General features: G+C 68.2%; 15 protein-coding genes. 7 read left to right on the top strand and 8 right to left on the bottom strand.

Annotation, left to right across the window (positions count from 1 at the left end; all coding sequences use genetic code 11):
• Positions 1-4 precede the first annotated feature (4 nt).
• Both ACT3S6_RS01055 and ACT3S6_RS01060 read right to left on the bottom strand, forming a co-directional pair.
• The gene (locus ACT3S6_RS01055) at positions 5-1,336 is read right to left on the bottom strand and encodes a geranylgeranyl reductase family protein (RefSeq protein WP_443382517.1); all 1,332 of its coding nucleotides are present in this window, start codon (positions 1,334-1,336) and stop codon (positions 5-7) included.
• Between the two features lie 24 nt (positions 1,337-1,360).
• Positions 1,361-2,086 (bottom strand): demethylmenaquinone methyltransferase, encoded by a 726-nt coding sequence (locus ACT3S6_RS01060; protein WP_443382515.1) that lies wholly within the window; start codon positions 2,084-2,086, stop codon positions 1,361-1,363.
• A gap of 70 nt (positions 2,087-2,156) precedes the next feature.
• On the opposite strand from ACT3S6_RS01060, the gene ACT3S6_RS01065 reads away from it, so the two are divergent.
• From ACT3S6_RS01065 to ACT3S6_RS01080, 4 genes are all read left to right on the top strand, one after another.
• A complete protein-coding gene (locus ACT3S6_RS01065; protein ID WP_443382512.1) occupies positions 2,157-3,512 on the top strand; it encodes an isochorismate synthase in 1,356 nt (451 codons plus the stop codon).
• A gap of 139 nt (positions 3,513-3,651) precedes the next feature.
• Entirely contained in the window at positions 3,652-4,464 is an 813-nt protein-coding gene (locus ACT3S6_RS01070) for a basic amino acid ABC transporter substrate-binding protein (RefSeq protein ID WP_443382509.1), read from the top strand.
• A gap of 75 nt (positions 4,465-4,539) precedes the next feature.
• Complete coding sequence (locus ACT3S6_RS01075) at positions 4,540-5,328, top strand: amino acid ABC transporter permease (RefSeq protein WP_444553344.1); 789 nt, start codon at positions 4,540-4,542, stop codon at positions 5,326-5,328.
• Between the two features lie 5 nt (positions 5,329-5,333).
• On the top strand, positions 5,334-6,089 hold the full coding sequence (locus tag ACT3S6_RS01080) for an amino acid ABC transporter ATP-binding protein (protein ID WP_443382504.1): 756 nt from the start codon (positions 5,334-5,336) through the stop codon (positions 6,087-6,089).
• Positions 6,090-6,178: 89 nt separating this feature from the next.
• Here the strand turns inward: ACT3S6_RS01080 and menD are convergent, their stop codons facing one another.
• Together menD and ACT3S6_RS01090 are read right to left on the bottom strand one after the other, a co-directional pair.
• Positions 6,179-7,990 carry a 2-succinyl-5-enolpyruvyl-6-hydroxy-3-cyclohexene-1-carboxylic-acid synthase gene (menD, locus tag ACT3S6_RS01085; RefSeq protein WP_443382501.1) on the bottom strand — a complete coding sequence of 604 codons (1,812 nt, stop codon included), beginning with the start codon at positions 7,988-7,990 and terminating at the stop codon, positions 6,179-6,181.
• Positions 7,991-7,999: 9 nt separating this feature from the next.
• Positions 8,000-9,007: an o-succinylbenzoate synthase gene (locus ACT3S6_RS01090; protein WP_443382582.1), complete on the bottom strand. Its 1,008-nt coding sequence runs from the start codon at positions 9,005-9,007 to the stop codon at positions 8,000-8,002.
• Positions 9,008-9,130: 123 nt separating this feature from the next.
• Between ACT3S6_RS01090 and ACT3S6_RS01095 the strand changes: the two genes are divergently transcribed.
• Positions 9,131-10,051, top strand: coding sequence for a phosphatase PAP2 family protein (locus ACT3S6_RS01095; protein WP_443382498.1), 921 nt, complete (start codon positions 9,131-9,133; stop codon positions 10,049-10,051).
• 15 nt (positions 10,052-10,066) lie between these two features.
• Here ACT3S6_RS01095 and ACT3S6_RS01100 read toward each other — a convergent pair whose 3' ends face one another.
• Both ACT3S6_RS01100 and ACT3S6_RS01105 read right to left on the bottom strand, forming a co-directional pair.
• Positions 10,067-11,329, bottom strand: coding sequence for an MFS transporter (locus ACT3S6_RS01100; RefSeq protein WP_444553423.1), 1,263 nt, complete (start codon positions 11,327-11,329; stop codon positions 10,067-10,069).
• 4 nt (positions 11,330-11,333) lie between these two features.
• On the bottom strand, positions 11,334-12,173 hold the full coding sequence (locus ACT3S6_RS01105) for an MBL fold metallo-hydrolase (protein ID WP_443382496.1): 840 nt from the start codon (positions 12,171-12,173) through the stop codon (positions 11,334-11,336).
• Positions 12,174-12,357: 184 nt separating this feature from the next.
• Here ACT3S6_RS01105 and ACT3S6_RS01110 point away from each other — a divergent pair, with 184 nt between their 5' ends.
• The gene (locus ACT3S6_RS01110; RefSeq protein WP_443382494.1) at positions 12,358-12,738 is read left to right on the top strand and encodes a hypothetical protein; all 381 of its coding nucleotides are present in this window, start codon (positions 12,358-12,360) and stop codon (positions 12,736-12,738) included.
• Here the strand turns inward: ACT3S6_RS01110 and ACT3S6_RS01115 are convergent.
• Positions 12,735-13,481 carry a TetR/AcrR family transcriptional regulator gene (locus ACT3S6_RS01115; RefSeq protein WP_443382491.1) on the bottom strand — a complete coding sequence of 249 codons (747 nt, stop codon included), beginning with the start codon at positions 13,479-13,481 and terminating at the stop codon, positions 12,735-12,737. The genes ACT3S6_RS01110 and ACT3S6_RS01115 overlap by 4 nt on opposite strands.
• Positions 13,482-13,612: 131 nt before the next feature.
• Here ACT3S6_RS01115 and ACT3S6_RS01120 point away from each other — a divergent pair, with 131 nt between their 5' ends.
• Positions 13,613-14,551: an NAD-dependent epimerase/dehydratase family protein gene (locus ACT3S6_RS01120; protein WP_443382489.1), complete on the top strand. Its 939-nt coding sequence runs from the start codon at positions 13,613-13,615 to the stop codon at positions 14,549-14,551.
• Positions 14,552-14,631: 80 nt separating this feature from the next.
• Here ACT3S6_RS01120 and ACT3S6_RS01125 read toward each other — a convergent pair whose 3' ends face one another.
• The gene (locus ACT3S6_RS01125; RefSeq protein WP_443382487.1) at positions 14,632-16,065 is read right to left on the bottom strand and encodes a dihydrolipoamide acetyltransferase family protein; all 1,434 of its coding nucleotides are present in this window, start codon (positions 16,063-16,065) and stop codon (positions 14,632-14,634) included.
• Position 16,066 lies beyond the last annotated feature (1 nt).

Here is a 16,066-nt window from a genome sequence, read left to right on the forward strand (position 1 = left end):
GGTTCTAGGACCTGCTTGTCATCTGGGTGGGTCGTTTCTCGGGCCGTGCCCTTTGTGCTTGCCGGTTTCCCGTAGGCGGGGCCAACCGTTCCAGCACATGGATCACTCTATCCTCAAAAGAGCGTCCGCCGTCGTCGGTGAGGTTGGCGAGCATCCGCACGACGAACCGCATCAGCACCGGGGTGCTCATGCCGGTACGCAGCGCCAGTTTCATGATCTTCGGGTTGCCGATGAGCCGGGCGAACATCCGGCCGAGCGTGAAGTGGCTGCCCCAGGCGTTCCTCACCACGTCCGGGTAGGAAGCCAGGAGTGCCTCCCGGGCCGCCGGCGTCGTCCCGCGCAGCCCCGACCGGGCATCGATGATCAGCTCGGCCGCCATCCGGGCCGATTCCATTGCATAGCTGATTCCCTCGCCGTTGAACGGCGAGACCATGCCGCCGGCATCGCCGAGCAGCATCAGCCCCGGGGTGTAGTGGGGGGTGCGGTTGAACCCCATCGGCAGGGCGGCGCCGCGGATCGGCCCGACCTGGTTCGCTTCGGTGAACCCCCATTCCCCCGGCATCCCGGCGGTCCACTCGCGCAGCACCTGACGGTAGTCCATCTTGCCGAACTCCCGCGTGGAGTTCAGGATGCCCAGTCCGACGTTGGAGGTTCCGTCGCCGACCCCGAACACCCACCCGTAGCCGGGTAGAGGGCGTCCGGACTTATCCGGCAGTTCGAGCCATCCTTCCATCCAGTCGTCGTCGTGCCGGGGGGAGGTGAAGTAGGTCCGGTAGGCGACTCCCATGGGCCGGTCATCGCGCTTATGCAGCCCGCTACTGACCGCTGTACGCGTTGAGTTCCCATCGGCGGCCAGCACCACATCGGCCCGGAATTCGCGCCTCTGGCCCGTTTTGCGGCCGCGCTCGTCCAGGATGTTGGCCATGACGCCGGTGACGCGGCCCGTCGCATCCCGGACCACGTCGGAAACGCCGTGGCGTTCCAGCACGCGGGCGCCTCCGGCCTGGGCATGGCGGGCCAGCGTTTCGTCGAATCCCTCCCGGGTACGGATCAACCCGTAATCGGGGAAATCGCTGAGCTCGGGCCACGGGATCTCCAATGAACGTCCTCCGGCGACCAGACGAAGCCCCTGGTTCCGCCGCCAGATGCCGTTTTCGGAATGATCGACACCGAGCCGGGCGAGTTCACGGACGGCACGGGGGGTCAAGGCGTCGCCGCAGACCTTCTCCCGGGGGAAGGAGGTCTTTTCCAGGACGGTGACCTCGATGCCGGCACGGGCCAGGTAGCTGGCTGCGGTCGAGCCGGCCGGGCCGGCCCCGACGATCAATACAGACACGGGTGTTCCTTAATCGACTGGAGGCTAGCTGGCCGGACGGGCGGCGGCCCGGGGGTCAACCGGTTTGGTGGCCCGGTGAACGGCGACGATGCCGCCGCTGAGGTTGCGGTACCTGCAGTTTTGCCACCCGGCTTCGGCCACCCACCCGGCCATGCCTTCCTGGTTCGGCCAGGCACGGATCGATTCGGCCAGGTACACGTAGGCGGCGGGGTTGGAGGTGACCTTCCGTGCAACGGTCGGCAGCGCGCGCATCAGGTATTCGGTGTAGACGGTCCTGAAGGGTGCGAAGGTGGGGTGGGAGAATTCGCACAACACCAGCCGGCCGCCCGGCTTGGTGACCCGGAGCATCTCGGCCAGGGCCTTCTTCGGTTCGCTGACGTTCCGCAGGCCAAAGCTGATGGTGACGGCGTCGAAGCTGTCATCGGCGAAAGGCAGGTTCGTTGCGTCGCCGGCCACGAAATCAATATCCGGACGCCGGCGTTTGCCGACCTCGAGCATGCCCAGGGAGAAGTCGCAGGCCACGACGTCGATTCCGGCGTCGGCATAGGGTTCCGACGAGGTCCCGGTTCCGGCCGCCAGATCCAGCACCCGCTGACCGGGCACCGCGTCGACGGCTTCGACGACGACCTTGCGCCACAGCCGTGCCTGCCCCAACGAGAGGATGTCGTTGGCCAAGTCATAACGCGGGGCAACATCATCGAACATGGCTTGGACTTCTTCGGGACGCTTTTCCAGCGATGCACGGCTCATTCCCCAAGTATCCCAAAATTCAACGTCAGGGCGAAAAGCGCCCCGCACGCCCGGGTAGGCTGGGACCATCATGGACATTGATCTTCCCGGCTCCGTCGCGCCGGAAACCGGCAGCGCGCAGACCCAGGACCCATCCCGTCCCAGGTTGCGCAGCATCACCATCGCCCGCGCTACCGGCCAGGAGAGCTCACTGTTGGACCTGCTCGTTCGCGATGACTCCCTCGTCTGGGGCCGCCGCGGCGAGGGCCTGGTCGGGTTCGGGGAGGCAGCCCGCTTCACCGCCGACGGCCCGGATCGCTTCCGTCTGCTCCGTCATTGGTGGGCCGACGTCTCGGCGGCGGCCTCGGTCCAGGACGATGTCGACTTGCCCGGAACCGGACCGGTTGCCTTCTCCTCCATCGCCTTCTCGGGCACCAGCCCCCATGCTTCACGACTCATCGTCCCGCGCGTACTCGTGGGGCGCTCCGGCGACAGCGGCTGGTTGACCCTGGTCACCGACGACCCGGAGTTCGAGCTCAGCGCCGCTGCGGCCGAGGCGGAGCTGGCCGGGTTGCTCGAGGAGGCCTCCACCGAACGCGACCTCTCCCCCGGTGGCGACCAGCTGGTGCCCGGCCGGGTCTCGGAGGACCAGTATGAGGAGTCGGTGCGCGCCGGGGTCCGGGCGATCGCTGCGGGGGAACTGACCAAACTCGTTCTGGCCCGTGATGCCGTGGCCGAACTGGGCTCTCCGCTGGCCGTTTCCCAAGTGCTCAGGGAGTTGGCGCTTCGCTACGCCGATTGCTGGACCTACTCGGTCGACGGTCTGATCGGCTCAACCCCCGAGATGCTGGTCAAGGTCTCCGGGAACACCGCGCGGGCCCGGGTGCTCGCCGGGACCCTGGACCGGGCCACGGCACCATCCGGTGACGAGGGGTACGCCGAACGGATGCTCTCGGGCAACGAGAAGCAGCGCCACGAACACCGCCTGGCCATTGATTCGCTGACGGTCCAGCTGGGGCCCCTGGTGACCGGGATGACCGCCCCCGAGGAGCCCTTCGTCCTGGAGCTGCCCAATGTGTGGCATCTGGCCTCCGACGTCGAAGCGCAGCTGCGGGTGCACGAGGACGGAACCTCCCCCTCGGCGCTGGATCTGGCCGAGGTCCTCCACCCCACCGCTGCGGTCTGCGGAACCCCGACGGTGACGGCCGATGACCTCATCCTCCGGTTGGAGAACATGGACCGCGGCCCCTACGCCGGACCGGTCGGGTGGGTCGACGCCACCGGCAACGGGGAGTTCGGTATCGCCCTGCGCGGCGGGGTCGTCGAATCGCCGACGACCGTGCGGCTGTATGCCGGCTGTGGCATCGTCGCAGCCTCCGACCCGGCCGCCGAACTGGCTGAATCCTGGGCAAAGATGCGCCCCATGCGTGAAGCGCTTAATTTGTAATCTTTTTGTCACCTAAACAACTTGTTTACCGGAGCGACACCACTGTAGCTTGTGATGAACATCTCATTGGGCCCGTTCCCGGGCTACACTGGCCATCCCGGCGAGGATGTCCGTCGGATCACTCGAGAAGGACACTTACATGCGGATTCACTCCAGCTTCACTAAGGCTCTGGCCGTTTCGGCCGTTGCCTTGATGTCATTGACGGCTTGCGGCGGCTCGGACGGCGGGGACGAACAGTCCACCTCCTCGGCCGGCGGCGACGATCTGGGGCTGGTGACCGCGGGCACCCTGACGGTCTGCTCGGATATCCCGTACAAGCCCTTCGAATATGAGGAAAACGGTGAATACACCGGCTTCGACATGGACATGGTGGGCGCGATCGCCGAGGGGATGGGCCTGAAGCTGGACGTCAAGGACGTGGGCTTCGACGGCCTCCAGTCCGGCGTTGTCCTCGCCTCGGGGCAGTGCGACATGGGGGCCAGTGCCATGACCATCACCCCGGAACGCGAGAAGAAGCTCGCTTTCACCGATGGCTACTACGACTCCGAGCAGTCGCTGCTGGTGCCCAAGGGCTCGGATATCAAGTCAATTGATGACCTGGCCGGCAAGAAGGTGGGTGTCCAGCAGGGCACCACGGGTGAAAAATACACCCGCGAGAACGCCCCCGAGGACGCGAAGATCAAGGCCTACCCCTCGGATGCCGAGCTCTTCCCGGCCGTGCAGTCCAGGGGCGTGGACGCGGTGCTGCAGGACCTTCCGGTGAACCTTGAACACACCCAGGGTGGCAAGTTCGACATCGTCGCCAAGTACAAGACCGACGAGCAGTACGGCTTCGCCGTGAAGAAGGACGGCGGCGAGGCCCTCCTCAAGGAGCTCGATGCCCAGCTCGCCGAGCTCAAGGACAACGGCAAGTACGACGAGCTCTACGACAAGTACTTCTCCACGAAGTAGTAGTAATCCAGATGGCTGTGCCCCGGGGAAGAATCCCCGGGGCGCAGCCCTGACAACGCCCGGAAGGCCACACCGTTGAAACCCTCCACTCGCAGGCGCATCTTCCGCGGCAGCCTGTACGTCATCCTCGTCGCCGCCATCGCAGCCCTCCTCCTGTCTGCGAACTGGAAGGAAATCAAATACAACTTCCTCGACGTGGAGATCGCCAAGCAGCTCTTCCCCGCGATCATCATCACGGCGGCGAAGAACACCGTGGTCTACACGGCCATCGCCTTTGCCGGTGGCCTGCTCCTGGGTCTGCTGCTGGCCCTGATGAAGCTGGCCCCGGTGGGCCCGTACCGCTGGATCGCCACCGCATACATTGAGACTTTCCGCGGTTTGCCGGCCCTGCTGGTCATCTTCGGTTTCGCTTTCGCCGTGCCCACCGCCTTCGCCTCCTGGGATCCACCCGGCGGTAGCGCCAGTAGCGGCCTGATCGGGCTGATCCTCGTCTCCGCCGCCTATATCGCCGAAACGATCCGCGCCGGCATCCAAGCCGTTCCTGCCGGACAGCGCGAGGCCGCCCGATCGCTGGGCATGGCACCGGGGTGGACCATGATCTCCGTGGTTCTTCCCCAGGCCTTCCGCATCATCACCCCACCGCTGACCAACGAACTGGTCATCATCATCAAGGACACCTCGCTGCTGTTCATCGCCGGCATGGCGCTGGGCGACCGCGAACTAACCGTATTCGCCCGAGATTCGCTGTCGCAGTTCGGCAACTCGACGCCGCTGATCGTGGCGGGACTGATGTACCTGGTCATCACGTTGCCGCTGACCCAGCTCGTGGCCAAGCTCGAACGCCACCAAAACAGAGGACGGTAAGGCCCATGAACGCACAGGAATCCGCACCGGCCCATCCGGCCATCGAGGTCCGCAATCTGCATAAGAGCTTCGGTGACAACGAGGTCCTCACCGGCATCGATTTCCATGTCGGCCAGGGCGAGGTGGTTTGCGTGATCGGGCCTTCCGGTTCAGGCAAGTCGACCCTGCTGCGCTGCGTGAACCGGCTCGAGGAACCCACCTCGGGAACGATCCTGGTCGAGGGGATCGACATCACCGACCCGGAAACGGACCTGAACAAGATCCGCACCCGCATCGGAATGGTCTTCCAGCAGTTCAATCTCTTCCCCCACCTGGACGTGCTGGACAACCTGGTGCTGGCCCAGCGCCGGGCCAAGAAACGTGGCAAGACCGAAGCCCGCCGGATCGCCCGTCAGAACCTGGAGAAGGTCGGGTTGGCCGATCGCGCCGACGCCTTCCCCTCCCAGCTCTCCGGTGGCCAACAGCAACGCGTGGCGATCGCCCGGGCCCTGTCGATGGATCCGGACATGATGCTCTTCGACGAGCCGACCTCGGCACTGGACCCCGAACTGGTGGGCGATGTCCTGGCGGTCATGCGTCGGCTGGTCGACGAGGGCATGACCATGATGGTGGTGACCCACGAGATGGGATTCGCCCGCGAGGTCGGCGACCGGGTGGTCTTCATGGACGGCGGGGTCGTCGTCGAACAAGGCAAACCGGACGATGTCCTGGGAAACCCCCAGCATGAACGCACCCGGGGATTCCTCTCCAAGGTCCTCTAGGAACACACCACCAGGACGAAGAGCGTGGCCCCTGCTTCGGTGGGAGCCACGCTCTTGCTGTGGTTGAAGGGCCCCGCCCACCGCCGGCCTCAGGTACGGGCGACGGAGGCCATGATGCGCTGGTGCAGTCCGCGCACTCCGACACGGTCGATCCGCACATCGACGATGCGCCGGCGCACCGCCGAGTCGGCCATCGGACCGGAGGCCAGGACGGTTTCCAGGGCGCGGCGGTCCTCGACCCGGACGTAGTCCACCCCGTAGGCGTCGGCCAGGGCGCGCAGATCCACCCCATGCGGGGTGGCGAAATAGCGTTCCACGGTTCCTGCATACTCCGGTTGTTCGGCCAGGGAACCATGTTCGAGCGTGGAGAAGATCGCCCCACCACCATCGTTGAGGACCACCAGGTCCATGACCGGGACCGTTTCCCCGGCGCCGACGAACAAGCCGCCGACGTCATGCAGGAAGGTCACGTCCCCCAGCAGGACCGTGGTGCGCTCCCCGACGCCGTGCGAGGTGCCCAGGGCGATGCCCGTGGCGGTGGCCAGGGTCCCGTCGATTCCTGCCAGCCCGCGGTTGGCATAGACGGCCCGCCCGGTACGGCCGGGGGTCCCGGCGAGATCGACATCGCGGATCGCATTGGAGGAGCCCAGGACCAGCGGGCCGGTATCTGCGCTCCAGACCGTCCGGGCCAGTTCCACACCGGTCAGTGTCGTCGCGGACGTCGCCTCGTCGATGATTCCGGTGGCCCGTTGCGCGGCAGCTCTCCACTCATCGAGCCACCCCGCGGGGCCCCGGCCGGCGAATCCCGCCAGTTCACCCAGTTCGGTGATGACCCGGTCCCGGCGGTGCCCGGCGTCGAACCAGGCCACCGGTTCGGGGACGTAGAGCGCCGGTGGCAGCTCGCGATGGGCCAGCAGCCGTCCCACCTGACGGTTCAACGTCGGCCTGCCGAAGACCACGACCCGGTCGATCCTGGCCTCGAATTCCGGGATCAATACCCGGTAGGGGCCGATCGCATTGGGACCGAAGCGGGCGTTGGAACTCGGCTCGGCCAGGAGCGGCAGGCCCAACATCCTGGCAAACCGTTCGGCAATGGCCGTTGCATCGTGTCCGGCGATGACCACCGTGCGTCGATTCTCCAGCTCCGCCTCGCGCAGTTCGTCCAGCACCGTGCCCGAAGACAGGTCCCCGACCGTGGCGGGATCCGGCTCGCCTGGCACACCGCTCCCGGGAGCCTCCGTCGGGTCCTCACGGCTGCCTTCGGTGTCCGGGACCAGCGGGTCCCGGAAGGCGAGGTTGATATGGATCGGTCCACGGGCCGCGAGTTGGACGGCGGGGCGCAGTGCCCTGGACGCCGGGGTGGGGGTGCTGACGTCCACCGCATGCACCCCGGCCCTGGTGGACCCTGCCAGCGGCAGCCCTTCCCCGGCCAGCAGGGCGCGCCTGACCTCCGGCGTCGGGTCCTGGCCTGCCGGGATGTCCACGCAGTAGCGGACATGCACCCCGAACAGGCCGGCCTGGTCGGTGGTCTGGTTGGCCCCGGTGCCGCGCAGCTCCTCCGGCCGGTCGGCGGAAACAACCACCAACGGCACGGCGGCGTGGTTGGCTTCCATCACGGCGGGGAGCAGCTCCCCCACCGCGGTGCCGGAGGTGGTCACGATGGCCACCGGGCGGCTCGTGGCCAACGATAGCCCCAGTGCGGTGAAACCGGCGTCGCGTTCGTCGATGCGGATGTGCACGCGCACCTGGCCCCGGGTCTCGGCCTCGGCGAGCGCATAGGCCAGCGGGGCACTGCGGGAGCCGGGACACAGGACGACTTCACGGACGCCGTCCTCGATCAGGGTCCCTACGGCGAACCGCGCCGCCTGCATGGAGGTCAGGAGGCTTTCCGAGAACGTCATGCCCCCATCCTATGGCTGGCCGGCCGCCAGGAGCCCGGCACAGCGCCGCAGGCGTTCCCTCCACCAATGCTGCCGCTCGGGGGAGGCAGCATGCCGGCACAGTAGATCCGGATCGGCCACCACGTCGCGGACCTGGAGCGAGCCGCCGTGGGCTTCATACCGGTCGAGGCAGACATCGTCGGCAAACAGCGATACCGTCCCGAGTCCGCAGGCGTATGGCAGCGCGGGCAACGCCGCGGCCAGGGCCACCCCGGTACGGATCCCGACGGAGGAATCCAGGGCCGAGGAGACGACGGCGGGCAGCCCGGCGTCGGCCACGACCCGCAGGGCGGCACGGACCCCGCCCAGGGGTTGGGCCTTGACGATGATCAGGTCGGCGGCCTCCGCCCGGGCCACCGCCAGCGGGTCCGATTCCTTGCGCACCGACTCATCCGCGGCGATCCGCACCCCCAGCCCCCGGCGCTGGACCTCCAGACGCAGCCGACGCAGCCCGTCGATTCCCGCGACGGGCTGTTCGGCGTATTGCAGGTCGAACCCGGCGAGCGCCTCGAGGCCTTCCAGGGCTTGTTCGTGGGTCCACCCCGCATTGGCGTCGACCCGCAGGGCGGCGGCGGGCAGCAGGCGACGGACCTCGGCGACGCGGGCCACGTCGTCGCGCAGGGTTTGACCGTGTTCGGCGACTTTGATCTTGACGGTGTCGGCGGCGTCGAATGAGGCGAGAACCCCCTGAACCCCTCCGGCCGGGACCGCCGGGACCGTGGCGTTGACCGGGATGCTGGTCCGCACGGGCGCGGGGAAACCCTGCCAGCCGGCCTCGAGTGCGCACCGCAACCAGGGGGCAGCCTCCGCGTCGTCGTATTCCAGGAACGGGGAGAATTCCGCCCATCCTGCTGGACCGTCCAGGAGCAGGACCTCACGGTGGGTCACTCCCCGGAAACGCACCCGCAACGGCAACGACACGACACGGGCCGAGGCCAGGATCTCCTCCACGGGGGGCAGCGCCCAGGGGGTCTTCATCTGCCTCGATGCCTGCGTGGGAACCTCGGAGGGGGATGGTGCGTTGTCCGGATTAGCCATCACACCATCGTATCGGCGGCGGTCCGCTCGAACCGGCCCGGCCCGTGGGATGCTAGGAGCGACATGAACGAGACCAGGGAAATACCCGTTCCGGGGGGACCGCCCCACCGTGCAGCCCGCAATCCGGGGTTGTGGATCCTGGCGATGCTGTTGGTCGCCGGACTGTTCGGCGTGGCCTATTGGGCCTTCGTCCTCACGGCCACGGGACAGCAGGCCGATGAAGACGCCCTGCGCGGGGCGACGGCCTTCCTTGACAGCGACACGGCCCGGGCCGCGGCCCTCTCGTTCTTGAACCAGCTGCCGTTGATCTCCGGCATCGTGGCGCTGGTGGCGCTGCTGGCTGCGGCAATCCTGCGGCGGGACCTGTATGCCCCCATCGTGGCAGCCTTGTCCTTCGGCGCCGCCATCGGCAGCACCCAGATACTCAAGCACTTCCTGCTGGTCCGCCCGAACCTGGGCATCTCGGAGGCCACCGGCAATTCCTTCCCTTCCGGGCACACCACGGTCGCCACCTCCGCGCTGATCGCGGTCTTCCTGGTGACCTCCCCCCGGTGGCGTCCCCTGATCGCGACCTGTGGCGGGCTCTATGCGGCGGTGACCGGGATCTCCACGTTTGCGCTGGGCTGGCATCGGCCCTCCGACGTGGTCGCCGCCTATCTGGTCGTCGGTTTCTGGGGGTTGCTGGCCGGCCTGATCATCCTGCGTCGGCAGCCGGAGTGGAACCGATGGAAGGGCCCGGATTCCTCCTGGTCCTCCTCCGGGATCTGGCCCACGCTCCTGTGGTTCCCGGGGATCCTGGGGTTCATCGGCGCCGCGGCGGTGTATCTGTTCGTCACGCATGTGGGCCCGACGGCGGGGACCACGGCCCGTGGCTGGTTCCTCGTCGCCGGGGCATTGCTCATCATCGGTGCCGCGGGCTGCCTGTTCGGCTTGTTGTGTGGGGTCTTTTCCCATCAGACCCGGAGCCGGGCCCCCCTGTCCTGACCCGGGCCGGACTCCTCACGAGGCCCGCATCCTGCGGGCATCCAGGCTTCCCGGTGGTGCCTTGCGCGGGATGAACCAGGCGAAGAGACCTCCCCCGGCGAAGGAGAGGGCCGCGATGGCGAAGACCCCGGTCCCCAGGCTGGCCATCGCCGTCACCGCCGAAAGGAGGACGGGCCCGGACATCACCCCCACATCCGAGATCAGTCGCCAGAAGCCCAGGAACTGCGGCCGGCCCACCGAGGGGGAATGATCGGCGCCCAAGGTCATCACCAAACCCGAGCCGATCCCGTTGCCCAGGCCCAACAACATGGCCACCAGCAGCAGGGTCCCCGGCCCGGTGGTGAAGGGCATCAAGGCCAGGGAAACACCCATGACCACCATGCACGGTACCGCGATCCACGTCCGTCCACGCCGGTCCATCACCACTCCTGCCGGGTAGAACACCAGCATGTCCACGGCCCCGGAGAGCCCGTAGACCAGCGAGGTGGCGGAGGCGTCCATGCCCAGGTGTTCGGCCCAGAGCGGGATGACCGCCTGGCGGGTGGCCCGCACGGCGGAGATCACCACGATGGCACTGCCGATCGTGGCATAGGTGCGCCAGTGCGCGGCCAGGATCGCCCGCAACGTCACCGTCGCGGTCCGCGGCACCGGGGCGGCACCGGTTTCGCCCCTTTCCGGGCGTCCCGACCCGGCAGGGGCCTGGAGTTCGGGGATGCCGATGCAGACCCCGGCTGCGGCCACCATGGCCACCAGCCCGGCCCAGTAGGCCCCCTGCAGACCAAGGAAGTGCATGGTGGCTGCCCCGACGAAGGGCCCGACGAACAGGCCCACGCGCAGGGTTCCGCCCAGCCCCGACATGGCCCTGGCCCGGTAGGTGACCGGCACCGCTTCGGTCAGGTAGCTCTGCCGGGAGAGGTTGAAGACGGAACCGGCCATGCCGATCATCAGCACCCCGGCAGCATAGGGGGCCAGGTGGCCCGCCCCCAGGCAGACGGCCATGCCGACGCTGGCCCACAGCGCGGCACCGATCATGGCGGTGCGCTCGCCGAGGCGGGCGATCAGCAGGGACGCCGGGATGTTGGTGATCAGGGAGCCGACCCCCATGAGCGTGATGACCAATGCTGCTTCGGCGACCGTGGAGCCGTGCCCACGGGCGCTCAAGGCGATGACGGGCAGGATGCTGCCCCGGCCCACGGCATAAAGCAGTGACGGGGCGTAGATGCGGAAGATCAGCGTGCGCAGCGGGGGTCCACCGCCGGGCTGCGAAGTCGAGGTGATGTCCCTACTCCTGTTCCGTCCCGGCGGTGTCCCTCACCCGCAGGAACAGGTGCCGGGACTGGACCGGGTCGTAGGGCAGGGACGGGACGACCCCGGCGGGGTCGGTGGAGGGGTGCTCGAGCACGGCACGGCACCGCTCTATGGCTGTTTGAAGCTCCTCACGTTGGGCCCGGACGAACCCCAGGTCCACGATCTTCCCGTGCCCCGGCACCACCACCGGGTGCCTCGGGCCCAGGGCCAGGATCCGTCCGAGCGCCTCGTCCCAGGCGCCGGGGAAGGAGTCCTCGAATTGGGGGGCGGCCCCCTCTTCGACGAGGTCCCCGGCAAAGAGCACCCGGCCGGAAGCGATGAGTAGATCCCCGTCGGTGTGGGCGGGGCCCAGGTGGAAGAGCCTGATGGACCACCCGCCGAGATCCAGGTCCACCCCGTCGGCCCCCACGGTCCGGTTCGGGGGGAGGATCCGGGTGTGTGGACCCCGAGGTGCCGCCATGTCCGGATCCACCTCCAACACCAGGTCGCGCTGTTCGGCGCCGCGCAGGGCGATCGTCGTGGCGGCCCGGTCGTGGGCCCAGATATCGGCGACCCCTTGGGCACGGAAGTAGGCATTGCCGAAGAAGTGGTCCCCGTGGGCGTGGGTATTGATCAGCACCAGCGGCAGGTCGGTCAGCGTGCGGACTGCGGCATGTAGTTCGGCCGCTTCGGCCGGCCCGGCCCCCGAATCGATGACAGCTGCCCGCCGATCACCGATCACCAGCCCGGCATTGACGGCGAACCCCTCCAGGCGCAGGACGTGGGTGCGTTCCCCTGCCCGCTGCCAGGGAGCGGCCGTCGCCTTGGCACTCATGATCCGTCCTTGTCCCGGCAACCGTGGGTGGGCCGCGGTTCTCCGAAGTCGCTGTCGATGCTCCGACTCTATTCCCCCGGCCCCCCCGGGGGCCGTGGGGGCCGGTCCTGGTAGGTAGGCTCGAGGGGACCAAGGCGCCGGCGAGGAACCGTCGGAACCACCCAAAGGACCGGGGGAAGCAGCGATGAAACGCATTTCGATCAAGCTCATGATCTACGGGGTCGTGATCTTCATCATCGGTGTGGCGCTGCAGCTGTTTTCGATGAACCTCATGCAGTACCTCTTCGACACGGTGGACCCGGAAGATATGGTCACCGCCAACGCCTTGAGGGCGCTGAGCACGATCTTCAGCACCGCGGTCATCCCGCTGGGCGTCGCGTTCATTGCCGCCTCGGTGGTGGTGCGCATGCTGGAGAACCATCTGCGGCTCGACGAACGGGCAACCCCGGCCGTGCCACACGGTGCCGCCGGGGACGAGGGACCCGAGGTCCCCCACGCCGCAGCCACGCCCGCCGAGGACGACGAGGCGGTGGAGACCTTCTCCGACGACTTCTACCGCCGTTAGGCCTTCCCTCCCGGCTGGCATCGGGGGCCCAACCCCACCTGTGTCGCCAGGAGCCGGATGGTTCGTTCGAAGATCTCCCCGGGGTCACCGAAGGTCGCGGGCCCATAGTGACCAAATACTTCGAAGGTGACTGCCCCGAATAGGCCCGACCAACAGCTGAATCCCCGGGCTACGAGTTCCGCGGGCATGGAGATTCCGTAGTCCTGCCTGATCGCCTCGAGGTCCCGGCCCAACCGCTCCGGGATGGCGGGCTCCTGGTCCCCGGCGGAACCACTGACCGCCGTCGTGATCATCCCGTTGGCCCACGCCTGGTCAAGAATCGTGAAGAGGGCGACCACCACCCGGGTCCCCGCGTCGTTCGTCAGCGCTGCCGGGGCCGCGTACCCCGGGACCGGGGTTCCGAACAGCAAGGCGTAGCGGGCGGCATCGTCCAGTGCCCAGCTGCGAACGGCCCGGGCCAGCGCCGTGAATCGTTCCAGCGGGTGCGCCGGGGCCGCGGCCACTGCCTTTTCGACCTGCCCACCGAGATCCGAATACGCCTCGACGATCAGCAGGGTCAGCAGTTCGTCCCGGCTGGAAACATAGCGGTAGATGGCCGAGGAGACGATGCCCAGCTGCCGGGCCACGGCCCGTAGCGACAGCGCGGCGGGCCCCTCGGCGACCAATTGGTCCCGGGCGATGCGCATGATCTCGGCCATGGTCCGTTCCCTGGCTTGTTCACGCGGCGTCAACGTCCTGGTCATGCCCTCATCAAACGACACCTCCGGGAGCACTGTCAACTTAAGAGAGCACTGCTCTTGACCACTCTGTTTCCCGGCTGTAGCTTTGCGTTAGAGAGCACTGCTCTCATTTCCGTCCAACGAAAGAGCGTGTCATGTCCCAGCATTTCCTGGTCACCGGATCCGGCCCCGTCGGATCCACCGTTGCCCTCCAACTGGCCGATGCCGGCCACACCGTGGTGATGGCCACCCGTTCAGGTGGCGGGCCGGCCCATCGGTTGATCCGCAGGGTCCGCGTCGACGCGACTGATGCCTCCCAACTGGCCGAGGCCGCCGCGGGTGCCTCCGCGATCTTCCACTGCGTCCACGCCGCCTACCGGGCCGACGCCTGGCACAAGGTCCTGCCGCAGGCGGATCAGGTGGCCCTGGAGGTCGCCGGCGCCCAGGGGATTCCGGTCATCTTCCCCGAGGGCCTGTATTCCTACTCCGAGCCGGGGGTCGTCATGACCGAAGACTCCCCCCGCCAGGCGACGGGAGGCAAACGCGGGATCAGGACCGGGCTGTTGGCCGCGCGCGAGGCCTCGACGACCGCGACGGTCAGCGTGGTCGCTTCGGATTTCTTCGGCCCCCTGGTGGAGAACGCCCATGCCGGAGCGCGCATGCTGGAGGCCGTGTTCTCGGGCCAACGGCTCTTCGCGTTCGGTCACCCGGGACAGCTCCACTCCTTCACCTTCGTCCCGGACCTTGCCGCGGCGATGATCCGGGCCAGCGAACGGCCCGAGCTGTGGAACCGGATCCTCCACGCCCCCACCGCGACCGCCACGACGCAACGGGCCCTGGCGGCGGCGTATGCCCGGGCGGGCGGGGTGGAACCACCCCCGGTTTCGGGACTTCCTGGATGGCTGGTGCGCCTGCTGGGCGTCGCCGCCTCCGGCCTCGGGGAAATGGCGGAGATGGCCTACCAATTCGATCGCCCGTTCATCATGGATTCCCGCGCCAGCCAGGAAGCCCTCGGGCTCGAGCCCACCGCCCTGCCGGCGGCCGCAGCGGCGACCGTGGACTGGTGGCGGAACTCCCGGCTGGCACCGGCCTGAAACCTTCCGCCTCCAGGGCTTCCGCCGATTCCCTCGGGACCTTCATCGCCGGCTGCATGGTCCCGCCGGGCCGGCCCGGCCTACAGGTCCGCGAGCACCGAGCCGGGATTCTCGATGGCGTCGGCGATATAACGCAGGAACCCTCCTGCGGTACCGCCGTCGCAGACCCGGTGGTCGAAGGTCAGGGTCAGCTCCGTGACCTTGCGAACGGCCAGTTCCCCGTCCACGACCCATGGGCGGTCGATGATGCGCCCGACGCCGAGGATCGCGACCTCGGGGTGGTTGATGATCGCCGCGGACCCGTCCACCCCGAAGACGCCGTAGTTGTTCAGCGTGAACGTGCCACGGGTGAGCTCGGCGGGCGTGCATTTGCCCTCGCGGGCGACCCCCGCCAGACGGCGGACCTCGGTGTCGATCTGTCGGGCGCTGAGGTCCTGGGCCCGGGCGATGCTGGGCACCATCAGGCCGCGATCCGTCTGGGCGGCGATGCCCAGGTTGATCCCCTCGAAGCCGATGATCTCCTGTCCGCCATCGGAGGCGTCCTGGATCCGGGTGTTCAGTTCCGGGTACCGCTCCAGACCGGCGACGGTGAAGCGGGCGATGAACGCGAGCAGCCCGGGGGTGTTCTGCGGATCCGCCGCCTTGAGCTTCGCCCGCATCCGCACCAGTTCGGTGGCATCGACATCGACCCATACCGTGGCCTCGGGGATTTCACGGCGCGAGGTGCTCATGGCTTGGGCAATGGTCTTGCGGACGCCCTTCAACGGTGTCCGTGAGCTAATGCCCAGCCCCGAACGGGAGTCGGCTCCGACCATGCCATCGACCGAAGCTGCAGCCGCAGCCGGGGAGGCTGCCGACACTGCCGGCGCCCCGTCCGACGAGGCGTCGATGGCCCCTTGGACGTCGGCACGCATGATCAGCCCGCTGCGGCCCGAACCGGTCAGCGTGGCGATGTCGATCCCGTGGTCCCGGGCCAGTTTGCGCACCAGCGGGGAGATCACGGTCGGTGCCGCGGTGCGGGCCTGCGTCAGAGCCGCTGCCGGGGCCGCGGTGGCGGATGGCGCCTTCGCCGCGGAGGGCGTCGAGGAGCGCGGGCGGCGGGTCCGCCGGGTCGCACCGGCCCCGCCGGGGGTGCCGTAGCCGACCAGCACGTTGCCGGAGCCCTCGCCGGTTCCGGCCCGCTCCTCCTCCCGGTAGGACTGGGCCGTTTCCACGGGGGCCGCCTCGGTGGCGACCGGGGCTTCCGGTGCCGCGTCACCGCCGTCGGCACCCTCGCCGTCGTCCACGGAGAGCAGTGCCTTGCCCACATCCATGGTGTCTCCAGCGGCACCATGGAGCTGGTGCACGGTGCCGGCGAACGGGCTGGGCACCTCGACCAGGGATTTGGCGGTCTCGACTTCGGCGATCGGCTGGTCCACGACGATCGTGTCGCCTTCGGCCACGAGCCAGTTCACCAGATCCGCTTCGGTCAGCCCTTCGCCCAGATCGGGCAGCAGGAATATCTTGATGCTCATG

Source organism: Arthrobacter sp. AOP36-C1-22, assembly GCF_052377515.1.
GTDB lineage: Bacteria > Actinomycetota > Actinomycetes > Actinomycetales > Micrococcaceae > Arthrobacter_H.

What these genes read in the sequence shown, in the direction of transcription:
- ACT3S6_RS01110 (WP_443382494.1), top strand. Translation starts at nt 12,358, where the DNA reads ATGAAACGCATTTCGATCAAGCTCATGATCTACGGGGTCGTGATCTTC.
- ACT3S6_RS01095 (WP_443382498.1), top strand. Translation starts at nt 9,131, where the DNA reads ATGAACGAGACCAGGGAAATACCCGTTCCGGGGGGACCGCCCCACCGT.
- ACT3S6_RS01125 (WP_443382487.1), bottom strand. Translation starts at nt 16,065, where the DNA reads ATGAGCATCAAGATATTCCTGCTGCCCGATCTGGGCGAAGGGCTGACC.
- ACT3S6_RS01060 (WP_443382515.1), bottom strand. Translation starts at nt 2,086, where the DNA reads ATGAGCCGTGCATCGCTGGAAAAGCGTCCCGAAGAAGTCCAAGCCATG.
- ACT3S6_RS01080 (WP_443382504.1), top strand. Translation starts at nt 5,334, where the DNA reads ATGAACGCACAGGAATCCGCACCGGCCCATCCGGCCATCGAGGTCCGC.
- menD (WP_443382501.1), bottom strand. Translation starts at nt 7,990, where the DNA reads ATGACGTTCTCGGAAAGCCTCCTGACCTCCATGCAGGCGGCGCGGTTC.
- ACT3S6_RS01105 (WP_443382496.1), bottom strand. Translation starts at nt 12,173, where the DNA reads ATGAGTGCCAAGGCGACGGCCGCTCCCTGGCAGCGGGCAGGGGAACGC.
- ACT3S6_RS01065 (WP_443382512.1), top strand. Translation starts at nt 2,157, where the DNA reads ATGGACATTGATCTTCCCGGCTCCGTCGCGCCGGAAACCGGCAGCGCG.
- ACT3S6_RS01115 (WP_443382491.1), bottom strand. Translation starts at nt 13,481, where the DNA reads ATGACCAGGACGTTGACGCCGCGTGAACAAGCCAGGGAACGGACCATG.
- ACT3S6_RS01070 (WP_443382509.1), top strand. Translation starts at nt 3,652, where the DNA reads ATGCGGATTCACTCCAGCTTCACTAAGGCTCTGGCCGTTTCGGCCGTT.
- ACT3S6_RS01120 (WP_443382489.1), top strand. Translation starts at nt 13,613, where the DNA reads ATGTCCCAGCATTTCCTGGTCACCGGATCCGGCCCCGTCGGATCCACC.
- ACT3S6_RS01090 (WP_443382582.1), bottom strand. Translation starts at nt 9,007, where the DNA reads ATGAAGACCCCCTGGGCGCTGCCCCCCGTGGAGGAGATCCTGGCCTCG.